Genomic DNA, 17392 nt, shown 5'->3' with positions numbered 1-17392 from the left:
TGACGGCCGGAGGGAATCGGGGGACCGAAGAGACACGCAAACGAGCAAGACGCTCAGCTGCAAACGAAGCCCTCGCCCGCCTCGGCCCCATCCGCATCCTCACGCGCCAAAGCCTCCACCCGCGCGTTGGCCGGGCCGCGCCGCAACCAGATTTCGAACCGCGCCAGCGCCGCTTCATCGCCGACCGCGAGTACTTCGACGCGGCCGTCGGCGAGGTTGCGCGCGTAGCCGCGCAGGTCCAGCGCCAGCGCCTGCTCGCGCGCGCTGGCGCGGAACCATACGCCCTGAACCTTGCCGCTGACGTAGTAGCGCGCCGCGCTCACGACTGGCCCGGCTTCGCCTCCACCGGCGCGGCGGGACCGCCGGCCTTGGCGATCGCGCCCTCGATCATGGCCGCGGTCACCGGGCCGAGGAATTTGTCGGCGATCTTGCCGTCCGGCCCGATCAGATAGGTCATCGGCAGGCCGCGCGGCGTGTCGAAGGCCTTGGGCGGGTCGTAGGTGTCGACGATCGCGATCGGGTAGACCACCGGATGCGTCTTCAGGAACGCGCGCATGTCGGCCGGCTCGATTTCCTCGTAGGCCAGGCCGATCACTTCGATGTGCTCGCGCATCGCGTCCATCGCCGACAGCTCGGGCATTTCCTTCAGACAGGGCGCACACCAGGTCGCCCAGAAATTCACCACCACCCACTTGCCGCGATGCGCGGCCAGGTCGAACGGGCCGTTGTCCAGGGTCGCCAGCTTCAAGTCCGGCACCTGCGAGGGCGCGGCCGGCGCCGCGGCGGGCTTGGGCGCCTCGGGCACCTCAGGCGCCCCGGGCGCTGCGGCGGCCTTGGGCGCCTCGGGCGCGGCGGCGGACTGGGGCGCCGGCGCCGGCTTATTGCAGCCCGCGAGCGCGACGGCCAGCAGCGACAGCGCGAGGATCGGGGCGAGGCGGCGTAGCGTCATCGGGTTCATTCCTGGTCGGCGTGGATGGTGGACACGGGGCGTTTGAGCAAATCGCGCAGGGGCACGCGCAGTTCGTCCATCGCCGCGACCGCGGAGCGGCCCAGCGAGTCGTCGCGGCAAGGCAGCATGGCCTCGGCGATCGGAATGCGCAGCCCGCAGGCTTCGTAGAGTTCGGCCAGCGACAGATCGTCGAGGTCGCGCGACAGCAGCCATTCGCCGCCCTCGGCGCGCGCGACCACGTTGATCGAGTTGAGCTGCGAGAGCATCTGCTGGACCAGGGTGTCGGTCAGCATGGGCTCGAGCTGTTGGATCTCGTCGCTGTGCAGGCCGCGGCCGTCGGCGCGGGCCTCGTTGAAACGCGCCAGCAGACGCAGCAGCCCGTACATCTCGAAGCCCAGCGGCAGGCGCATGCCGATCGGCTGGTAACGGAAGGCGGAAATCGAGGACGCCAGCGAGGCGCCTAGCAGCACCGCGATCCAGCTCAGGTAGATCCACAGCAGGAAGATCGGCACCGCCGCGAACGCGCCGTAGATCTTGGAATAGGAGCCGAAGCTGCCCAGGTACAGGCCGATGCCCCACTTGACCAGCTCGAACAGCGTGGCCGCCAGCAGCGCGCCGGCGAAGGCGTGGCGCCAGTGGATCGTGCGATGCGGGACCACACGGTAGATCGCCGCGAACGCCAGCCATTCGATCGCCACCGGCGCCAGCTGCAGCATCACGCGCTCCAGCAGCCGTCCGGGTTGGGTCGCGAATACTTCCATCGAGAAGAACTTGGCCGACACCGCCAGGCTGGCCGCGGCCATCAGCGCGCCCAGGGTCAGCACCGTCCAGTACACCAGGAAGCGCCCGACCTGGGGCCGTGCCGCCTTGACCCGCCAGATCCGGTTGAAGGTCGACTCCACCCCATTGAGGGTGATCAGCAGCGACACCACCAGCGCGATCACGCCGGCCGCGGTGAGCTGGCCGATGTTGGCCGAGAACTGCTTCAGGCTGGCCTCGACCGAGCGCGCGGCCGAGGGCACGAAGTTGGAGAAGATGTAGTCGCTGAGGCGGTCGCTCCACTCGCCGAACACCGGGAACGCCGACAGCACCCCGAACACCACCATCGACAGCGGAACCAGGGCGAACACGGTGGTATACGACAGCGCGCCGGCGGCCTGGAACAGGTTGTCGTCGAGGAAGCGCCGGGCCAGGAAGCGGAAGAAGGTGCCGACGCGCGCGCGGTCGCGCATGCGGTCGCCCCAGCGATTGATCGTGTTCAGCGGCTCCATCGACCGGAGGGTAACCGATGGGGCGTGCGGACGGGATGCAGGGCCGCGCCCGCCCCTGCCCACCGCATCATCTATCCTTGTCGCCACAGGAGAATGCGATGACCGAAGTTCTGGTGCTCTACTACAGCCGCGGCGGATCGGTGGCACGACTGGCGCGCCAGATCGCGCGCGGCATCGGCGAGGTCGACGGCGTGCAGGCGCGCCTGCGCACGGTGCCGCCGGTCGCGGCGGTGACCCAGACCGCGGCGCCGCCGGTGCCCGAGGACGGCGCGCCCTATGTCGAATCGCGCGATCTGGTCGAATGCGCGGGCCTGATCCTGGGCAGCCCGACCCGCTTCGGCAACATGGCCGCGCCGGTCAAGCATTGGCTGGACGGGCTGGGCGCGGAATGGGCCAGCGGCACCCTGGTCGGCAAGCCAGCGGCGGTGTTCACCTCCACCGCGACCCAGCACGGCGGCCAGGAATCGACCCTGCTGACGATGATGGTGCCCCTGCTGCACCACGGCTGCGTGATCCTCGGCATTCCCTACACCGAGCCCACGCTGAGCAGCACCCGCGGCGGCGGCACGCCCTACGGCGCCAGCCATGTCGCCGGCAGCCAGGACGATCCGCAGCCCAGCGAGGACGAAGCCAAGCTCGCGCGCGTGCTCGGGCGCCGGGTCGCCGAACTGGTGGTCAAGGTGAGCCGATGAGCCTGGCGCGCAAGATCCTGGCGCTGGCGCTGATCGCGCTGGTGGCCGTGTACGCGATCTGGTTCGGCGGCCGTACGTCGCCGTCCTGGGGCGCGCTGGCGGTGTTCGCGCTGCCGCCGGCCTGGCTTGCGCTGGGCGTGCTGCGCGGCAGCGCGCGTGCCGGCTTCTGGTCGGCGGTGCTGGCGCTGGCCTGGTTCAGTCACGGGGTGATGGTCGCCTACTCGCGTCCGCCCGAGCGCACGCTGGCCTGGATCGAACTGGTGCTGGCGGTGGTGGTGGTGTTCGCGGCCAGCCTGCCCGGGCTGAAGTCGCGCTTCGGCGCCAAACCCGCGGCCTGAGCGGCGCCGACCTCGTTTTCTGTGGGAGCGGCGTGAGCCGCGATCGAGTACCTGCGCAGCGTCGGCATCGCGTCGGCCGTTGATCGCGGCTTACGCCGCGCCCACAGAAGCGCGGTGCGCGGGCCTATAATTGCGCCGTCCCCAGCAATGCGACCCACTTTCGATGGACCAGCTCTGCATCGTCACCACCGGCGGCACGATCGACAAGATCTATTTCGACGACAAGTCCGACTACCAGATCGGCGAGCCGCAGATCGGCGGCATCCTGCGCGAGCTGGGGGTGACGTTCCAGTTCAACGTGATCCCGATCATCCGCAAGGATTCGCTGCACATCACCCAGGAAGACCGCGAGCTGATCCGCGCCGCGATCGCCGCGCAGCCGGCTCGGCACGTGCTGATCACCCACGGCACCGACACCATGGTCGAGACCGCCAAGGTGCTGGCCACGCTGACCGACAAGACCATCGTGCTGACCGGCGCGCTGAGCCCGGCGCGCTTCCGCGGTTCCGACGCCGAGTTCAACGTCGGCTGCGCGGTCGGCGCAGTGCAGTCGCTGCCGCCGGGCGTGTACATCGCCATGAACGGCCTGATCTGGGACCCGAACAAGGTGCGCAAGAACGTCGCGGCCAATCGCTTCGAAGCGATCTGAGCGCCTCGACCTCGCACCCATGACCCCCGGCTTGCCGGGGGTTTTCGTTTATGCGCCGGGCATAAAGAGAGCCCCGGCGCGAGGCCGGGGCTCGGGGAACGACGGTGCCGACGCGCAGCGCCGGCATGCGCGATCAGAAGGTGATGCTCCAGCTATCGATACGGCCCGTGTCCTGGGTGGCGTTGTCGTTCACGCGCAGGTTCCAGGTGCCGTTCAAGGCCTCGCTGCTCAGGTTCTTGATGAAGGTGCCGGTCACGTTGTCGGCGCTGCCGCCGGTGCGGTTGTGGATGTTGTAGAGCGTGCCGTCCGGCGCGACCAGATCGACCTTCAAATCGCCCTTGTAGGTGTGCAGGATGTTGACGGTGATCGAAGCGTTGCTGGGCGCGTTGCCGCTACGCCCCGATACCGCGATCGGGCTGTTGACGGTGGCGTTGTCGGCGATCGGGTAATCGGTGCCGTTGCTGTAGGTCTGCGCACCGGTGCCGCCGACCGTGACCGAAGCGGTCTTGGTATTGCTGGCGCCGTCGTCGTCGGTGACCGTCAGCGTGACCGTGTAAGTGCCCGCGCTCGCGTAGGTGCGGCTGGGGTTGGTCGCGGTGGAGGTGGCGCCGTCACCGAAGTTCCAACTGCGCGAGACGATGCTGCCGTCGCTGTCGCTGGAGCTGTCGCTGAAGCTCGCGGTCAGGCCCGACACCGTAGCGCTGAAGTTCGCCACCGGCGCGGTGTTGCCGGGGCCACCGCTGGCCGTCTTGGCGGCCTCGCCCAGGAAGGCCAGGCCCAGCTTCGCGAACGGCACGCTGTTGGTCGCCGAGTTGCCCATGTTGGCCAGGGTGTCGCCGGAGGTGTGCAGGTTCGGGAACAGCCGGCCCTCGTGGTACATCGCCGACGGAAAGCCGGCCGCGGTCCAGGAGGCGTGGTCGGAGCAACCGTAGCCGCAGGCCTCGGTGGCCAGGTTGAGCCCGCTACCGCCCATGTAGGCGGTGAACAGGTCCTGCAGAAACTGGACCATGCCGGCGTTGGAATAATCGGTGATCACTTTGACGTGCGGATCGGAGCCGGTGCGGTAGTTGGTCATGTCCAGCTGCAGCGCCGCGACCACGTTCACGCCCTGGCTCTGGTACGCGGTGGCGATCGCCTTGGAACCGCGCAGGCCGACTTCCTCGGCCGCGTAGCCCATGAACTTGACCGTGCGCTTGGGCTTGTAGCCGCTGGCCATGGCGATGCGCAGCACTTCGGTCAGGGTGGCGATGCCGGACGCGTCGTCGTCGGCGCCGGGTGCGTTCATGGTGTTGCCGCTGCCGGAGTTGGAGATCGAGTCCAGATGCGCGCCCAGCACCACGACCTCGTTGGGCAGATCGGTGCCCTGGATGGTCAGAATCACCGAGGGCTGGGTCGAGCAGGTGGTGCAGCCGGTGTAGAGCTCGGCGCTGACGTCGCTGCGGCCGTTAGCCAGGCTCAGCCAGGTGTTGCGGATCCACTCGGCCGAGGTCCGGCCGGTGGTCGAGGCGTAATAGCGGTTCGGGTACTGGGTGGACAGGTGGCTGATGGTGGAGCGGATGTTGGCCTCGCCGACCTGGCCCAGCCAGGGCGTCACCGTGGCCTGGTTGTCGATGGTGTAGGCGGCCAGGAACTTCCCGGCCATCGCCTGCGCGCTGCGGTCGTTGCGCACGAAGGCTTCGGCCTCGGCGCGGGTGGCGAAGGCGAAGTAGCCGCCGCAGCGGCGTTCCTTTTCGTGCACGTGCCGGGTGATGTCGGCGAGCTGATGGGTCTTCACTTCCGAGATCACCAGCGGCGCGCCGGTGGCGCCGACGCGGGCGCTGGATTGGCGGGCCAGGGTCTTGACGCCGGCGTCGTAGGTTTCGCGCGAGGTGACCACGTAGACCGGCGCGAACGGGTCGTCGCTGGCGTCGGCGGGACGCATGTGATCGTGCTCATGCGTGGTCTGCGCGAGCGCGGGGACAGCGGTCAGAGCTAAGGCCAACGCAAGCAGCGTCGGCAGCGGGGCGTGAACGGGGTTCATGGTGCGACTCCTGGTGGCTGCGCCCGATGTGGTTGGGTGTGGGGCGCGACGGAAAGACGGCCGGAACCTGGGGGTCGCCCCGGCCGCGCGGGCGACGATGCGGCGCTGCCGCTCCGGCGCCGGCCGGAGCGACGGGCGCGCGCACGGTCAGAAGGTGATGCTCCAACTGTCGATCGTGCCGGTGTCGGCGCTGGCGTTGTCGTTGACGCGCAACTTCCAGGTGCCGTTGAGCGGCTGGCTGCTCAGGTCCTTGATGAAGGTGCCGGTCACGTTGTCGGCGCTGCCGCCGCTGCGGTTGTGCAGGTTGTAGAGAGTGCCGTCGGGCGCGACCAGATCGACCTTCAGATCGCCCTTGTAGGTGTGCAGGATGTTGACGGCGATCGAGGCGTTGCTGGGCGCGTTGCCGCTGCGACCGGACACGGCTATCGGGCTGTCGACGGTGGCGTTATCGTTGATCGGATAGTCGGTGCCGTTGCTGTAGGTCTGACTGCCGGTAGTGCCGACGATGACCGACGCGGTCTTGGTATTGCCGGCGCCATCGTCGTCGGTCACCGTCAGCGTGACCGTGTAGGTGCCTGCCGCGCTGTAGGTCTTGCTGGGATTCGTGGCGGTGGACGTCGTGCCGTCGCCGAAATTCCAGCTGCGCGAGACGATGGAGCCGTCGCCGTCGCTGGAGCTGTCGGTGAAGGCCACGCTCAGGCCGCTCACGGAGGCGCTGAAGTTCGCCACCGGCGGGGCGTTGCCGCCGCTACCGGAGACGGTGAAGCGCACCGCATTGGGCGTGCCGGGCTTGCCCGACGCGTCGGTGGCCTGCACATAGACCGTGTGCACGCCCGGGCTCAGCCCTGTCGTCGGCAACGCCACCGTCACCGTCTCGGTGCTGGCGTTGTAGCTGCCGTCGCTGGCGTTCATCGCCACCGCCACCGCGCCCGCCGCCCAGGGCGGCGCATCCAGATAGGCGCGCGCCGAGGCGATGCTGTGCACCGCCTCGCTGCCGTTGCTCTGGTTGTAGGCGGCGTCGCTGACGCTGGCGGTGATCGTCACCGGCGTACCGGCCGGCACGCTCACCGCCGAGGCGCTGACCGACTGGGTGTCGGGCCCGGACGGATATTGATACGGCGCATACAGATTGCGCGCGGCGTAACGCAGCGCGCGCAGGTTGTTGGGCAGGGTCGCGCTCTGGAAGGTCGAGCAGCTCTCGAAGAAGGCCACGCCCAGCTCGATCGTGTAGCTGGGCACGCCGAGCAGACCGTACATGGTGTCGTCGGTGGTGCCGTCGGTGGCGTAGAGCTCGTTGGACTGTTGCGGGCGGTAGTTGTTGAAGTAGGCCAGACGCCGGCCCAGGGTCTGCAGCGGCGCGCTGTTCGGCGCCGGCGTGGTGGTGTCGCCCCAGGACCACAGCACCAGTTGCGAATAGCTGTGGATGTCGAAGAACAGGCCCTGGTAATCGTCGGGCGCGGCGCTGCCGATGGCGTCGTCGCGGCGGTCGGGGAAGATGCCCCCGGTGTAGACGCCGCTGGCGTTGCGGGTGCCGGCGACCAGGCGCACCAGGTTCTGGGTTTCCGGTTCGGATGAGCTGGCCGGGCCACGGTAGGTTTCGGCGCAGGCGTTGCCGCTGGAACCGCCGGCGGCGCTGTTCCAGTGGAAGGGGAAGTTGCGGTTGAGATCGACGCCGTAGGACGAGGCGCTGCAGCTGCCGTTGAGGTTGTCGGTGTTCTTGCGCCACGACGCACCGGCTTCGGCTTTCTTGCGGCCGTCGGGATTGGCCTGCAGCACCAGCTGGAAGGCGAAGTTGTCCATCAGCCAGGTGGCCTCGGCATCGCTGCCGTAGCCGTTGACCAGCCACTCGGCGAAGCGCGTGAGCAGCTCGGCCGGGGTGTATTCGCGCGCATGAATCGAGCCGAACACCACCATGGTCGGCTTGTTCGGCAGCGCCGCGTCGGTGGCGGTGTTGGTCAGCCGCAGCACCTTCATTTCGTAACCGGTGGCGGCGTTGCGGCTCTTCTGCCAGCTCGGCCCGATGTTGGCGATGCGCGCCAGGTTCGGCTTGGCCGCGGCCAGGTCGTCCATGGTCGTGTAGGTCTCTTCGACCGTGCGGTAGCAGGCGTAGCCGGGAATCGCGGCCGGCCCCAGCAGGGGCGCGTTCGCCATCGCCGACTGCATCGCCTGCAGGCGCCGGGTCGCGTCGGCGTCGACTTCGACGCGGAAGCCGGCGCGGCGCAGCGCCTCGATGTCTTCGGGCAAGGCCTCCACGCGCACGGTGCGCGCTACCCGATCGACGATCAGATGCTGGAAGCGGGAAGCGACGCGCTGCAGTTGCGCGCGGTCGCGGTAATGGGCGGTGACGAACACCGTGGCGTCATCCTCGGCGGCGGGCGCCGCGGAGGCGAAAGCGAACAGCAACACAGCAGCGTGGACGAGGCGCATGGCGTGACTCCGTGACGTGCGGGCCCGGGCCCGCTGCGAACGTGCCGGAACGATCGGCGCGAGCCGACCCGTGGAAGGGGACCAACGCGCGCGCACGCGGACTCCCGCCCCCGCGCGGACGGCGCGGGAGCGGGAGGACGTGCACGGCCGGGTTTACGCTCCCGTAGCGTGTCCTCTCCGGCCGAAGCCGGAGAGGACGTGTCGGATCAGAACGTGATGCTCCAGGTGTCGAGCACGCCGGTATCCGCGTTGGCGTTGTCGTTCACGCGCAGCTGCCAAGTACCGTTCAGCGGTTCGCTGGTGAGGTCCTTGGTGAACGTGCCGATCACGTTGTCGGCGCTGCCGCCGGTGCGGTTGTGGATGTTGTAGAGCGTGCCGTCCGGCGCGACCAGATCGACCTTGAGATCGCCCTTGTAGCTGTGGTTGATCGTGACCGAGATCGAAGCGTTGCTAGGACCGTTGCCGGTGCGGCCGGAGACCGAGATCGGACTGTTGATGGTGCTGTTGTCGTTGATCGCGAAGTCGGTGCCGTTGGTGTAGGTCTGCACGCCGGTGCCGCCGACCGTGACCGAGGCGGTCTTGGTGTTGCTGGCGCCGTCGTCGTCGGTGACCGTCAGCGTGACCGTGTAGGTGCCCGCGGTCGCGTAGGTGCGGCTGGGGTTGGTCGCGGTGGAGGTGCCGCCGTCGCCGAAGTTCCAGCTACGCGAGACGATGGTGCCGTCGCTGTCGGTGGAGCTGTCGGTGAAGTTGGCGGTCAGCGCGCTGGTGGCGACGCTGAAGTTCGCCGTCGGCGCGACGTTGCCGCCGCCGGACGAATCCAGGCCGTCGATGAACTGCACGCCGGTGCCGCCCGCATCCAGCCAGTTGCTCAGACGGGTGGCGTTGGTGCCGCCGCCGGCCCAGGACACCGAGATGCGGCCGTAGTAGTCGGCCTTGGCGTTATCGGCGGCCGAGCACGAGGACGGGCCGCCGTGCAGCTGGCCGATCACGCGCTTTTCGGGGCTGAACAAGGGCGAGCCCGAGGAACCGCCCTCGGTGACGCCGATGCCCGGGATCCAACGCACGAAGATGTGCGAGCCGTCGCCCGGCGAGGTCGGGTTGGTCTGCGCGCCGCCGTAGCTGGTGGTGCGGGTGGCGCTGGTGCCGTGGCTGATGCGCTTCTCGGCGACGTTGGGATGGTGGATGCCGGTGGCGCCGCTGAAATCGCCGCTACGCGCATCCCAGCCGTTCCAGAACAGGTTGTAGGCGGCGGGCGCGGCGTCGTCCAGTTCGACCAGGGTGAAGTCGGACGCGGCGTTGGAGGCGCGGTGAAAGGCGCCGGTCAGGGTCTGGGCCAGCGAGCCGTTACCGTTCTGACCGCTCTGGGTGCTGCCGGGCGCGCGGCAGGTCGAGTTCTGGTAGTTCCAGTACGTGACCAGCGAAGCGGCGTTGGAGGCGCTGATGCCGCAGTGGTTGGCGGTCAGGAAGTACATCTTGCGATCGTTGGCGGCGTTGTTGAGCAGGCTGCCCGAGCAGAACAGGCTGCCGCCGGTGGAGATCGCCGCGACCGAACGGATCTGCGCGCGCCAGGCGTCGCCTTCCGGGCAGACCACGTCGACGTTGCAACTGCCCGAGGTGCCCTGCGCGGTCACCATGTCGGACTGCAGCTGCTGGGCCATGCGGGTGAAGCCGCGGTAGTCGTGACCGACCTTGGCCAGGCGCAGCTTGAGCTGGCCGACTTGATCGCGCGGCACCACCACTTCGATCACCGCTTCGGCGCCGTTGACGATGGGCGTCCACAACTGGCCGTGCGACTCGTTGTCGGCGGCGGTGTACATGCGCACCACCGACGGATCGGAGGCGGCGGCGCGGCTGAGGTTGGCCGGATACACCAGCAGGCGGCCGCCGGCGGGCATCTTGTATTCGCTGAAACCGAAGTTCAGCGACAGCGCGCCGCGCGACTGCACGCGCAAGCGCCAGACCATGTCGTTGCCGACTTCTTCCCACACGCCGGAATTCAGCGGGGTCAGATCGACGGACAGCGATTGCGCGTAACGCGGCGGCAGATCGTGCGCTTCGCGCTGGCGATCCTCGGCCTGCAGCGCCGGCACGTCCACCGCCTGCATCGTGCGCATCTCGACGCGGTCGAGCGCGGTCAGGCTATGGTCGAACGCGGCGGGACGCGCACCAGGCGCCGCCATGGCGACGCCGAGCGACGAAAGTCCCAGCAGGACCAGGGAACCGTACATTCGTTTCATGAGTCTCTCTCCATCCGTAGTAGAGGGCATGACCGGCTCGCCGCTCAGAATCGCCGGCCGTCATGGCCTTAGATGGCGAGCGCGGATCAATCGTTTGGCATGCGACCGACGGTGTCGGCGTGCATCCGGCGAGTTGATACGTGTTTGACACGGGCAATGCCGCATCGCGATGAACCGGCGATGCGCTCGAACGATGAAACCGGGCGAACCCCTTTTCGCCCGTCACGACGCTAAGCGTGCATTAACTGTGGAACAAGCGTGATCCGTTGCGATTCGACAACGCATTCGTGATGCACGTCATGCATATGACCAGTAACCGCTTCCAGTCATTTTTGTATACGACTACCTGATGTATAGGCGCCCCGCTCCGGCATGCGCGGCGATATCGATCGCGCAAAAAAAGACCCCGGCCGTAGCCGGGGTCGGAGAGAGCGTTCGCGGCGTCCTTGCCGGCGAATTCGCGCTTAGAACGTGACGCTCCAGCTGTTGATGTAGCCGGTGTCGCCGCCAGCGTTGTCGTTGACGCGCAGCTTCCAGGTACCGTTCAGCGCTTCGGTCGACAGGTTCAGCGTGACCGTCTTGTTGATGTTGTCGGTGCTGCTGCCGGTGCGGTTGTGGATGTTGTAGAGCGAACCGTCCGGAGCCACCAGGTCCACCTTCAGGTCGCCCTGGTAGGTGTGCACGATCGCCACCGTCACCGAGGCGTTGCTGGGGGCGTTGCCGCTGCGGCCGGAGACCGTGATCGGGCTGTCGACCGTGGCGTTGTCGCTGATGGTGTAGTCGGTGGTGTTGCTGTAGGTCTGGGTGCTGCCGCCACCGCCGGTGGTGTAGCTACCGGTCAGGCTGGCGCCCGAGAACGTCGAGTAACCGCGCACCAGCACGTGGTAGGTGCCGGCCTGGGCCGTGGCGATGTTGCAGGTCTCGGCGTTGGTGCTGCCTTCGGACTTGCAGTCGTAGCTGGCCGTGGTCGGCGCGCTGCCGAACTTCACGAACAGATCGGCATCGCCGCTGCCGCCGGCGGTGACGAACTTCAGCGCGCTGGCGCCGGCCGGAACCACCATGGTGTAGCGCAGCTCGGTGCCGGCGCTGCCGGCCAGGCCGGTGACCGGGGTGCCGTTGGTCAGCGTGCCGGTCTGCGGCGGGGTGGTGCCGTTGACGGCGTCGACCGCGGCCTTGGCGTTGAGGATGCCCGGGCCGATGCTCTGCGACGGGGTCGACGGGAACGCGGTGACGTTGGCCTTGATGATCGACTCGATCTCGGCCGGCGTCTTGGGCGTGGTCGCCACGGCCTGCATCAGCGCCACCACGCCGGCGACGTGCGGGGTCGCCATCGAGGTGCCGTTGTAGGAGGCGTAGGTTTCCGAACCCGGCGTGGTCGAACCGGAGTTGAGGGTCGACAGGATGTTCGAGCCCGGTGCGGCGATGTCGATCAGCGCGCCGTAGTTGGAGAAGCTCGAACGCGCGCCGGTGCTGGTGATCGAAGCCACCGCGATCACGTTGTTGCAGTTCGCCGGCGAGGCGTTGGACACGTTGACGTTGTCGTTGCCGGCGGCGATCACCAGGGTGGTGCCACGGCTGACCGCGCTGTTGATCGCGTTCTGGGTGGTGGTGCCGCAAGCGCCCGAGCCGCCCAGCGAGAGGTTGATGACCTCGGCCGGGTTGGCGTTGGCGGGCACGCCGCTGACGGTGCCGCCCGACGCCCAGATGATCGCGTCGGCGATATCGGAGTCGTAGCCGCCGCAGGTGCCGAGCACGCGCACCGGCACGATCTTGGCGCCGTAGGCGACGCCGGCCACGCCCTTGGCGTTGTTGGTCACCGCAGCGATGGTGCCGGCGACGTGGGTGCCGTGCCAGCTCGAACCCTGCGCGGCATGAGTGCCGCCGCACTGGTTGGCGCTGACCCAGTCGCCCGGATCGCTGGGATCGCTGTCGCGGCCGTTGCCGTCGTTGGACACGGTGGTGTCGATGATGAAGTCGTAGCCGGGCAGGATGTTGGCGCTGAGGTCGCTATGGCTGGTGATGCCGGTGTCCAGCACCGCCACGACCGAGCCGCTGCCGTTGGTCACGTCCCACGCCTGGTTGGCCTTGATGCCGTAGGTGCCCGAATAGCCCCACTGTTCGCTGTAGCGGGTGTCGTTCGGGGTCAGGAAGGCGTGGTTGAGCTTGTCGACTTCGACGTACTCGACGTTGGCGTCGGCGGCGATCTGACGCATCAGCGTCTCGGCTTCGACACGGTCGAGCGCGCGATCGCTGCGCACGACTTCGGCGCCCAGGGCGGTGCGGCGCAGCGAATGGATGCCCAGGGCCTTGCCGGCGCCGGCGGTGGAAGCGGCCGTGCTCAGCGAGCGCTGCAGCGTGCTGGCGTTGGTGGTCGGGGCGCTACCGTCCTTGAACTTGACGATGAAGCGCTGAACTTTTTCGGAAGACTGCAGGCCGGCGAGATTGACGCGGCCAGCGGCGAACGCCGGGGCGGCGATCATGCTCGAAGCCAGTACGGCTGCCGTGGCGGCGGCCAGGGCGTGCACGCGAATGCGACGCGAGGACAGCTGAGACATCTATGTAACCCCCGAAGCTGGAATAAGCCGCTAAGCGCGGCAAAAAACCGCAAGAACCTCTCTCCGACCGGCGGGATTACCGCGGCCTTAGGCTCGAACGGTGGATACGGACAGGTGACAAAATGTGTCCGCAAAGTGACGCTAGTCGACCTTTCGTACCCATCGCAACGGGGATATCCACTCAATGTGCACAGGTATTTGTGACTATCGTCACAATTTATTGCGGTAACCGCTTTCACGTGAAATCGACACGAGAATATGCCGCATCGCAACATGCGGTTGCGCGCCTGAGACGGGAAACCCAGGTTAAGTCGCGGTTTTAGCAGGGAATCTTGGGCTCAAACCGGCCATGGCTTGGCCGTTTCGAGGTGCCGTCAGGCACAAGGCAGGCGGCACCACCGATGGCGGGGCCGCGTGCCGCTGCAAACGGCGCCTACAGGATTGGCCTAGGCCCTACCCCGCCAGCGCCCCAGGCCTTGAGGCGTGTGGCGCAAGGTGCGGCGAGCGGCCGCACCGTAAATTCGACCCCGCACCACCGCTTTCGCGATGGCGCCCAGCGGTCGCCTCAGCGGTCCAGGCTGCCGCCGATCGGCATGATCGAGACGACGCCGTCGATCTCGATGTACTCCACGTCCGGATCGGCCGCGAAGGTCTGCATCAGTTTCTGCGCCTCGGCCTTGCTCAAGGGGCGGTCGGCGCGAAACACGTCGGCGGCCACCGACAGGCGCAGCTTGTGTTCCAGCTTGATCGCGCCGCCCCCGCTCTTCAGGCCGCTGTTGCCGGCGGTGCTGGCAAACCTAGCCTTGACGCTGTCTTGCTCGCGCGCGGGCACGCTGCCGTCGCGGTACTTGACGATGAATTGCTGGTACGGGCCGTTGCCCTGCAGCTCGCCCACATGCGCCTTCGGGGCACCGCCGTCGCCGTTGGAGGGTGCGGACGCCATGCAGGCGCTCATCGCCAAGGCCAGCGCGGCTGCGCTGACGGCGAGCACGGATCGGCGGAAAGGGCTGGACATGGCATCGGCTCCTGGGTCATGGCGTTCCTGATTCCGAAACGCACCGGCAGTGCGAATAGGGTTGAGGCTAGCGTTCGTACGCTAGTCGGCCCGCGCTGAACGCCGCGGAACCGGCGCGCTCGCAGGTGCGGCCGGCGACGCGGGGGTACGCGCCGCCGGACCGCCGGACAATGGTGCGCCCGGACTCGGGGTCGGGTCCGGACGCACCCGCGTGCCGGGTCCGCCGTTCGCGCGGCGGACCCGACCCGCTTGCCCGTTGGCTCAGAACGTGAGGCTCCAGCTGTTGATGCGACCGGTATCCCCGGCGGCGGCGTCGCGCACGCGCAGCTTCCAGGTGCCGTTGAGCGTCTCGCTGGTCAGGTTGCTCACCGTGATGGTCCTGTTGATGCCACCACTGGATCCGCTGCGGTTGGCCAGGTTGTAGACCGAGCCATCGGGCGCGATCAGGTCGACGACCAGGTCGCCGCGGTAGGTGTGCACGATGTCCACCGACAACGAGGTGTCGGCCGGCGCGTTGCCGCTACGACCGGACACCGTGATCGCGCTTTCCGCCGTGGCGAAATCGCCGATCGCATAGTCGGCGCTGTTGGTGTAGGTCTGGCGCACGTTGCCGGACGCGGACACCGTGACCGAGCCGGTCTTGGTGTTGGTGGCGCCGCCGTTGTCCGTGACCGTCAGCGTGACGGTATAGGTGCCCGCGGCCGCGTAGGTCTTGCTGGGATTGGCGAGGGTAGAAGTGGTGCCGTCGCCGAAGCTCCAGCTGCGCGAGGCGATCGTGCCGTCGCTATCGCTGGAGGTATCGGTGAAGCTCACGGTCAAGCCGCTGGCAGAGGAAGCGAAGTTCGCCACCGGCGCCGCGTTGACCGGACCACCGCCGCCCGCGGCCGCCACTGCCGCCGCCGCGTCGATCAGGCCCGGGCCACAGCCGCCGGGGCAGTTGGCCGCGGAGATCGGACGCGCGGTATTGGCCAGGATCTGGCGCACCTGCTCGAAGGTCTTGGGGGTGGCCGATACCGCCTGGATCAGCGCGACCACGCCGGCCACGTGCGGCGACGCCATCGAGGTGCCTTGCTCGAAGGCATAACCATCATTCGAGTACGTGGACAGGACGCCCTGCGCATCGTGGCTGCGCGTGCAGTCGCCGGCACGGGGCACGCGATTCAAGGGCAGGAACTCGTTGGTCGGCGAGCAGGTCTCGCCGCCCGGCGCGGTGATGTCGATGGTCGCACCGTAGGTCGAATACCAGGCGCGCTTGCCGCCCTGGTCGCTGGCGGCGACGCTGATCACGTTGTTGCAGCTGGCGGGCGTGGAACCGGCGACGTCGATGTTGCTGTTGCCGGCGGCGGCGACCACGATCGAGCCGTTGGCGGTCGCGGTGTTGATGGCGGTCTGGTAGGCCGGTGTGGCCGAACACGGCGCGTCGCCGCCCAGCGACATGTTGATGACCTCGGCCGGATTGGCGTTGGCGGGCGCGCCGGCGACGGCGCCGCCGGAAGCCCAGACGATGGCGTCGGCGATGTCCGAGGTGGCGCCGGAACCCTCACGACCGAGCACGCGGATCGGCACGATGCGCGCACCGTAGGCCACGCCGGCCACGCCGGAGGCGTTGTTGGTGACCGCGCCGATGGTGCCGGCGACATGGGTGCCGTGATAGACCCCCGAGGAGTCGTTCGGGTTGGCATCGCGGCCGTTGCCGTCGTCGGACGCGCCGCAGCCGGCGACGCCGCCGCAATCGGTCGCCGAGAAGCCCGTGGTGGAAGTGACGAAGTCGTAGCCGGTCAGAACATTGGCGTTCAGATCGGGGTGCGAGACGATGCCGCTATCGATCACCGCCACCACCACCCCATTGCCGCTGGTGCTGTTCCAGGCGGTCGGCGCATTGATGCCCACCGCGCTGTTGGCGTAATGCCACTGTTCGTTGAAGCGGGTGTCGTTGGGTACGGCAAGCGCGTGCATGATGTAGTCGGGCTGCACCCATTCCACGTTCGGATCGGCGGCCAGCTGCTGGATCACCGCGCGCGCTTCGTCGCTGTTGAGGGCGGTGTCGTTGACCACCACGTCGGCGCCCATCGCCATCCGGCGCAGATGCTTGAGGCCCAGGCGCTTGCCCTTGGAGGCGGCCGGCAGCACGGTGCGCGCGGAGGCCGCGCCCAGGGACGACGCGACCGAGGCGGTGCTGGCCGTCGGTGCGCTGCCGTTCTTGTATTTGACGATGAAGCGGCTGTAGTGCTCGCCGGACTTCAGGCCGGAAACGACCGCATGCCCGGCGAAGGCGGGCGCGGCGATGGAGGTCAGCGCCAGCGCGGTGGCGGCGGCGAGCGCGCGTACGCGCAGCGTGGTGTTCGAGTTCGACATCGTAGAAAGATCCTCGAATGAAGCCCATGGGTAGGCCGCGGATTGCGGCGATGGAGGCTGGGCGGGCACGGGCGCCCACCGGACCGTGAATCGCGACGCGTGCCGCGATGCAGATCGAAGCTACGTTTCGGCGCACGCAGAAGGCACAGGAAACCCGCGCGTTCCACGGCCTTAAACGTGACCCACATCGCAATTTCACTAATTGAAATTAATGCTCCACCATAAAGCCACAATCATCGTGTTTTTAGGCACAAAAAGGACTCGCGCGCGCCCAACGCAGAACTAGGCCGCCCTCCCCACCCTTTTAATATCAATGAATTAGACAAAAACCTCGCGCCACGCGCCGCGCCACCGAAAACCGCGAACGCGCCGACCACTGCCTCGCCAAAACAGAAAATATGCCTGGCGGCACACCACCGCACGCCACCGCCCGCCCGGCGGGCACGCAAAGAAAAGCCCCGGCCGAAGCCGGGGCTGAGATGCGCAACACGACGACGCTCGCGACGCGGAGGGCGCCGCGATCGCCGGCCTGCGATCAGAAGGTGATGCTCCAGCTGTCGATGTAGCCCACGTCCTGACCGGCCCGGTCGGCCGCGCGCAGACGCCAGGTGCCGTTGAGCGCTTCCGTCGACAGGTTCTTGGTGAAGGTGCCCGAGACGTTGTCGGCGTCGCCGCCGGTGCGGTTGTGGATGTTGTAGACCGAGCCGTCCGGCGCCAGCAGGTCCACGATCAGATCGCTCTTGTAGGGATGGACGATGTTGACCGTGATCGAGGCATTGGTCGGGGCGTTGCCGGTGCGGCCAGAGACCACGATCGAGCTGCTCACGCCGGTGGCGTTGTTGTCGGGAATGTTGACGTCGGTGCCGTTGCTGTAGGTCTGCACA

Annotated in this window: 12 protein-coding genes and 2 pseudogenes; 3 read left to right on the top strand and 11 right to left on the bottom strand. The window is 67.9% G+C overall.

The features are described 5' to 3' along the window. Positions 1-53: 53 nt before the first annotated feature. Genes ASE35_RS19440 through ASE35_RS19430 form a run of 3 tightly spaced genes read right to left on the bottom strand, consistent with a single transcriptional unit; the run spans position 54 to position 2220 of the window. Positions 54-323 carry an acylphosphatase gene (locus tag ASE35_RS19440; RefSeq protein WP_056183287.1) on the bottom strand — a complete coding sequence of 90 codons (270 nt, stop codon included), beginning with the start codon at positions 321-323 and terminating at the stop codon, positions 54-56. Next, on the bottom strand, positions 320-949 hold the full coding sequence (locus ASE35_RS19435) for a TlpA disulfide reductase family protein (RefSeq protein ID WP_057161116.1): 630 nt from the start codon (positions 947-949) through the stop codon (positions 320-322). Before ASE35_RS19435 ends, ASE35_RS19440 begins: the two co-directional genes overlap by 4 nt. A 5-nt stretch (positions 950-954) precedes the next feature. Continuing rightward, complete coding sequence (locus tag ASE35_RS19430) at positions 955-2220, bottom strand: YihY family inner membrane protein (protein ID WP_057160689.1); 1266 nt, start codon at positions 2218-2220, stop codon at positions 955-957. Between the two features lie 98 nt (positions 2221-2318). On the opposite strand from ASE35_RS19430, the gene wrbA reads away from it, so the two are divergent. The 3 genes from wrbA (at position 2319) to ASE35_RS19415 (ending at position 3899) form a co-directional block, all read left to right on the top strand. Next, complete coding sequence (gene wrbA / locus ASE35_RS19425; protein ID WP_056183293.1) at positions 2319-2912, top strand: NAD(P)H:quinone oxidoreductase; 594 nt, start codon at positions 2319-2321, stop codon at positions 2910-2912. Continuing rightward, complete coding sequence (locus ASE35_RS19420) at positions 2909-3250, top strand: DUF2069 domain-containing protein (RefSeq protein ID WP_057164836.1); 342 nt, start codon at positions 2909-2911, stop codon at positions 3248-3250. The genes wrbA and ASE35_RS19420 overlap by 4 nt, the downstream gene beginning before the upstream one ends. Before the next feature lie 163 nt (positions 3251-3413). Next, positions 3414-3899 (top strand): asparaginase domain-containing protein, encoded by a 486-nt coding sequence (locus ASE35_RS19415; protein WP_056183298.1) that lies wholly within the window; start codon positions 3414-3416, stop codon positions 3897-3899. A gap of 133 nt (positions 3900-4032) precedes the next feature. Here ASE35_RS19415 and ASE35_RS19410 read toward each other — a convergent pair whose 3' ends face one another. From ASE35_RS19410 to ASE35_RS22285, 8 genes and pseudogenes are all read right to left on the bottom strand, one after another. Next, the gene (locus ASE35_RS19410) at positions 4033-5919 is read right to left on the bottom strand and encodes a M20/M25/M40 family metallo-hydrolase (protein WP_082611384.1); all 1887 of its coding nucleotides are present in this window, start codon (positions 5917-5919) and stop codon (positions 4033-4035) included. A 147-nt stretch (positions 5920-6066) separates the two neighbouring features. Beyond that, positions 6067-8346, bottom strand: a complete 2280-nt coding sequence (locus tag ASE35_RS22235; RefSeq protein WP_157489579.1) for a M14 family zinc carboxypeptidase — start codon at positions 8344-8346, stop codon at positions 6067-6069. A 206-nt stretch (positions 8347-8552) separates the two neighbouring features. Then, positions 8553-10583 (bottom strand): proprotein convertase P-domain-containing protein, encoded by a 2031-nt coding sequence (locus ASE35_RS19400; RefSeq protein WP_162259078.1) that lies wholly within the window; start codon positions 10581-10583, stop codon positions 8553-8555. A gap of 464 nt (positions 10584-11047) precedes the next feature. Continuing rightward, a pseudogene (locus ASE35_RS22130) lies at positions 11048-11278 on the bottom strand (proprotein convertase P-domain-containing protein); the annotation flags it as partial. Between the two features lie 132 nt (positions 11279-11410). Beyond that, positions 11411-13138: pseudogene (locus ASE35_RS19395) on the bottom strand (S8 family peptidase); the annotation flags it as partial. A 565-nt stretch (positions 13139-13703) separates the two neighbouring features. Continuing rightward, positions 13704-14153 (bottom strand): hypothetical protein, encoded by a 450-nt coding sequence (locus ASE35_RS19390; RefSeq protein ID WP_056183314.1) that lies wholly within the window; start codon positions 14151-14153, stop codon positions 13704-13706. Between the two features lie 261 nt (positions 14154-14414). Continuing rightward, a complete protein-coding gene (locus ASE35_RS19385) occupies positions 14415-16508 on the bottom strand; it encodes a S8 family serine peptidase (protein WP_082607264.1) in 2094 nt (697 codons plus the stop codon). A gap of 535 nt (positions 16509-17043) precedes the next feature. Further along, the gene (locus ASE35_RS22285) at positions 17044-17319 is read right to left on the bottom strand and encodes a proprotein convertase P-domain-containing protein (RefSeq protein ID WP_343123528.1); all 276 of its coding nucleotides are present in this window, start codon (positions 17317-17319) and stop codon (positions 17044-17046) included. Between the last annotated feature and the right edge of the window lie 73 nt (positions 17320-17392).

The organism is Lysobacter sp. Root916 (assembly GCF_001429785.1).
GTDB lineage: Bacteria > Pseudomonadota > Gammaproteobacteria > Xanthomonadales > Xanthomonadaceae > Lysobacter.
This window is presented reverse-complemented; position numbering and strand designations above follow the sequence as displayed.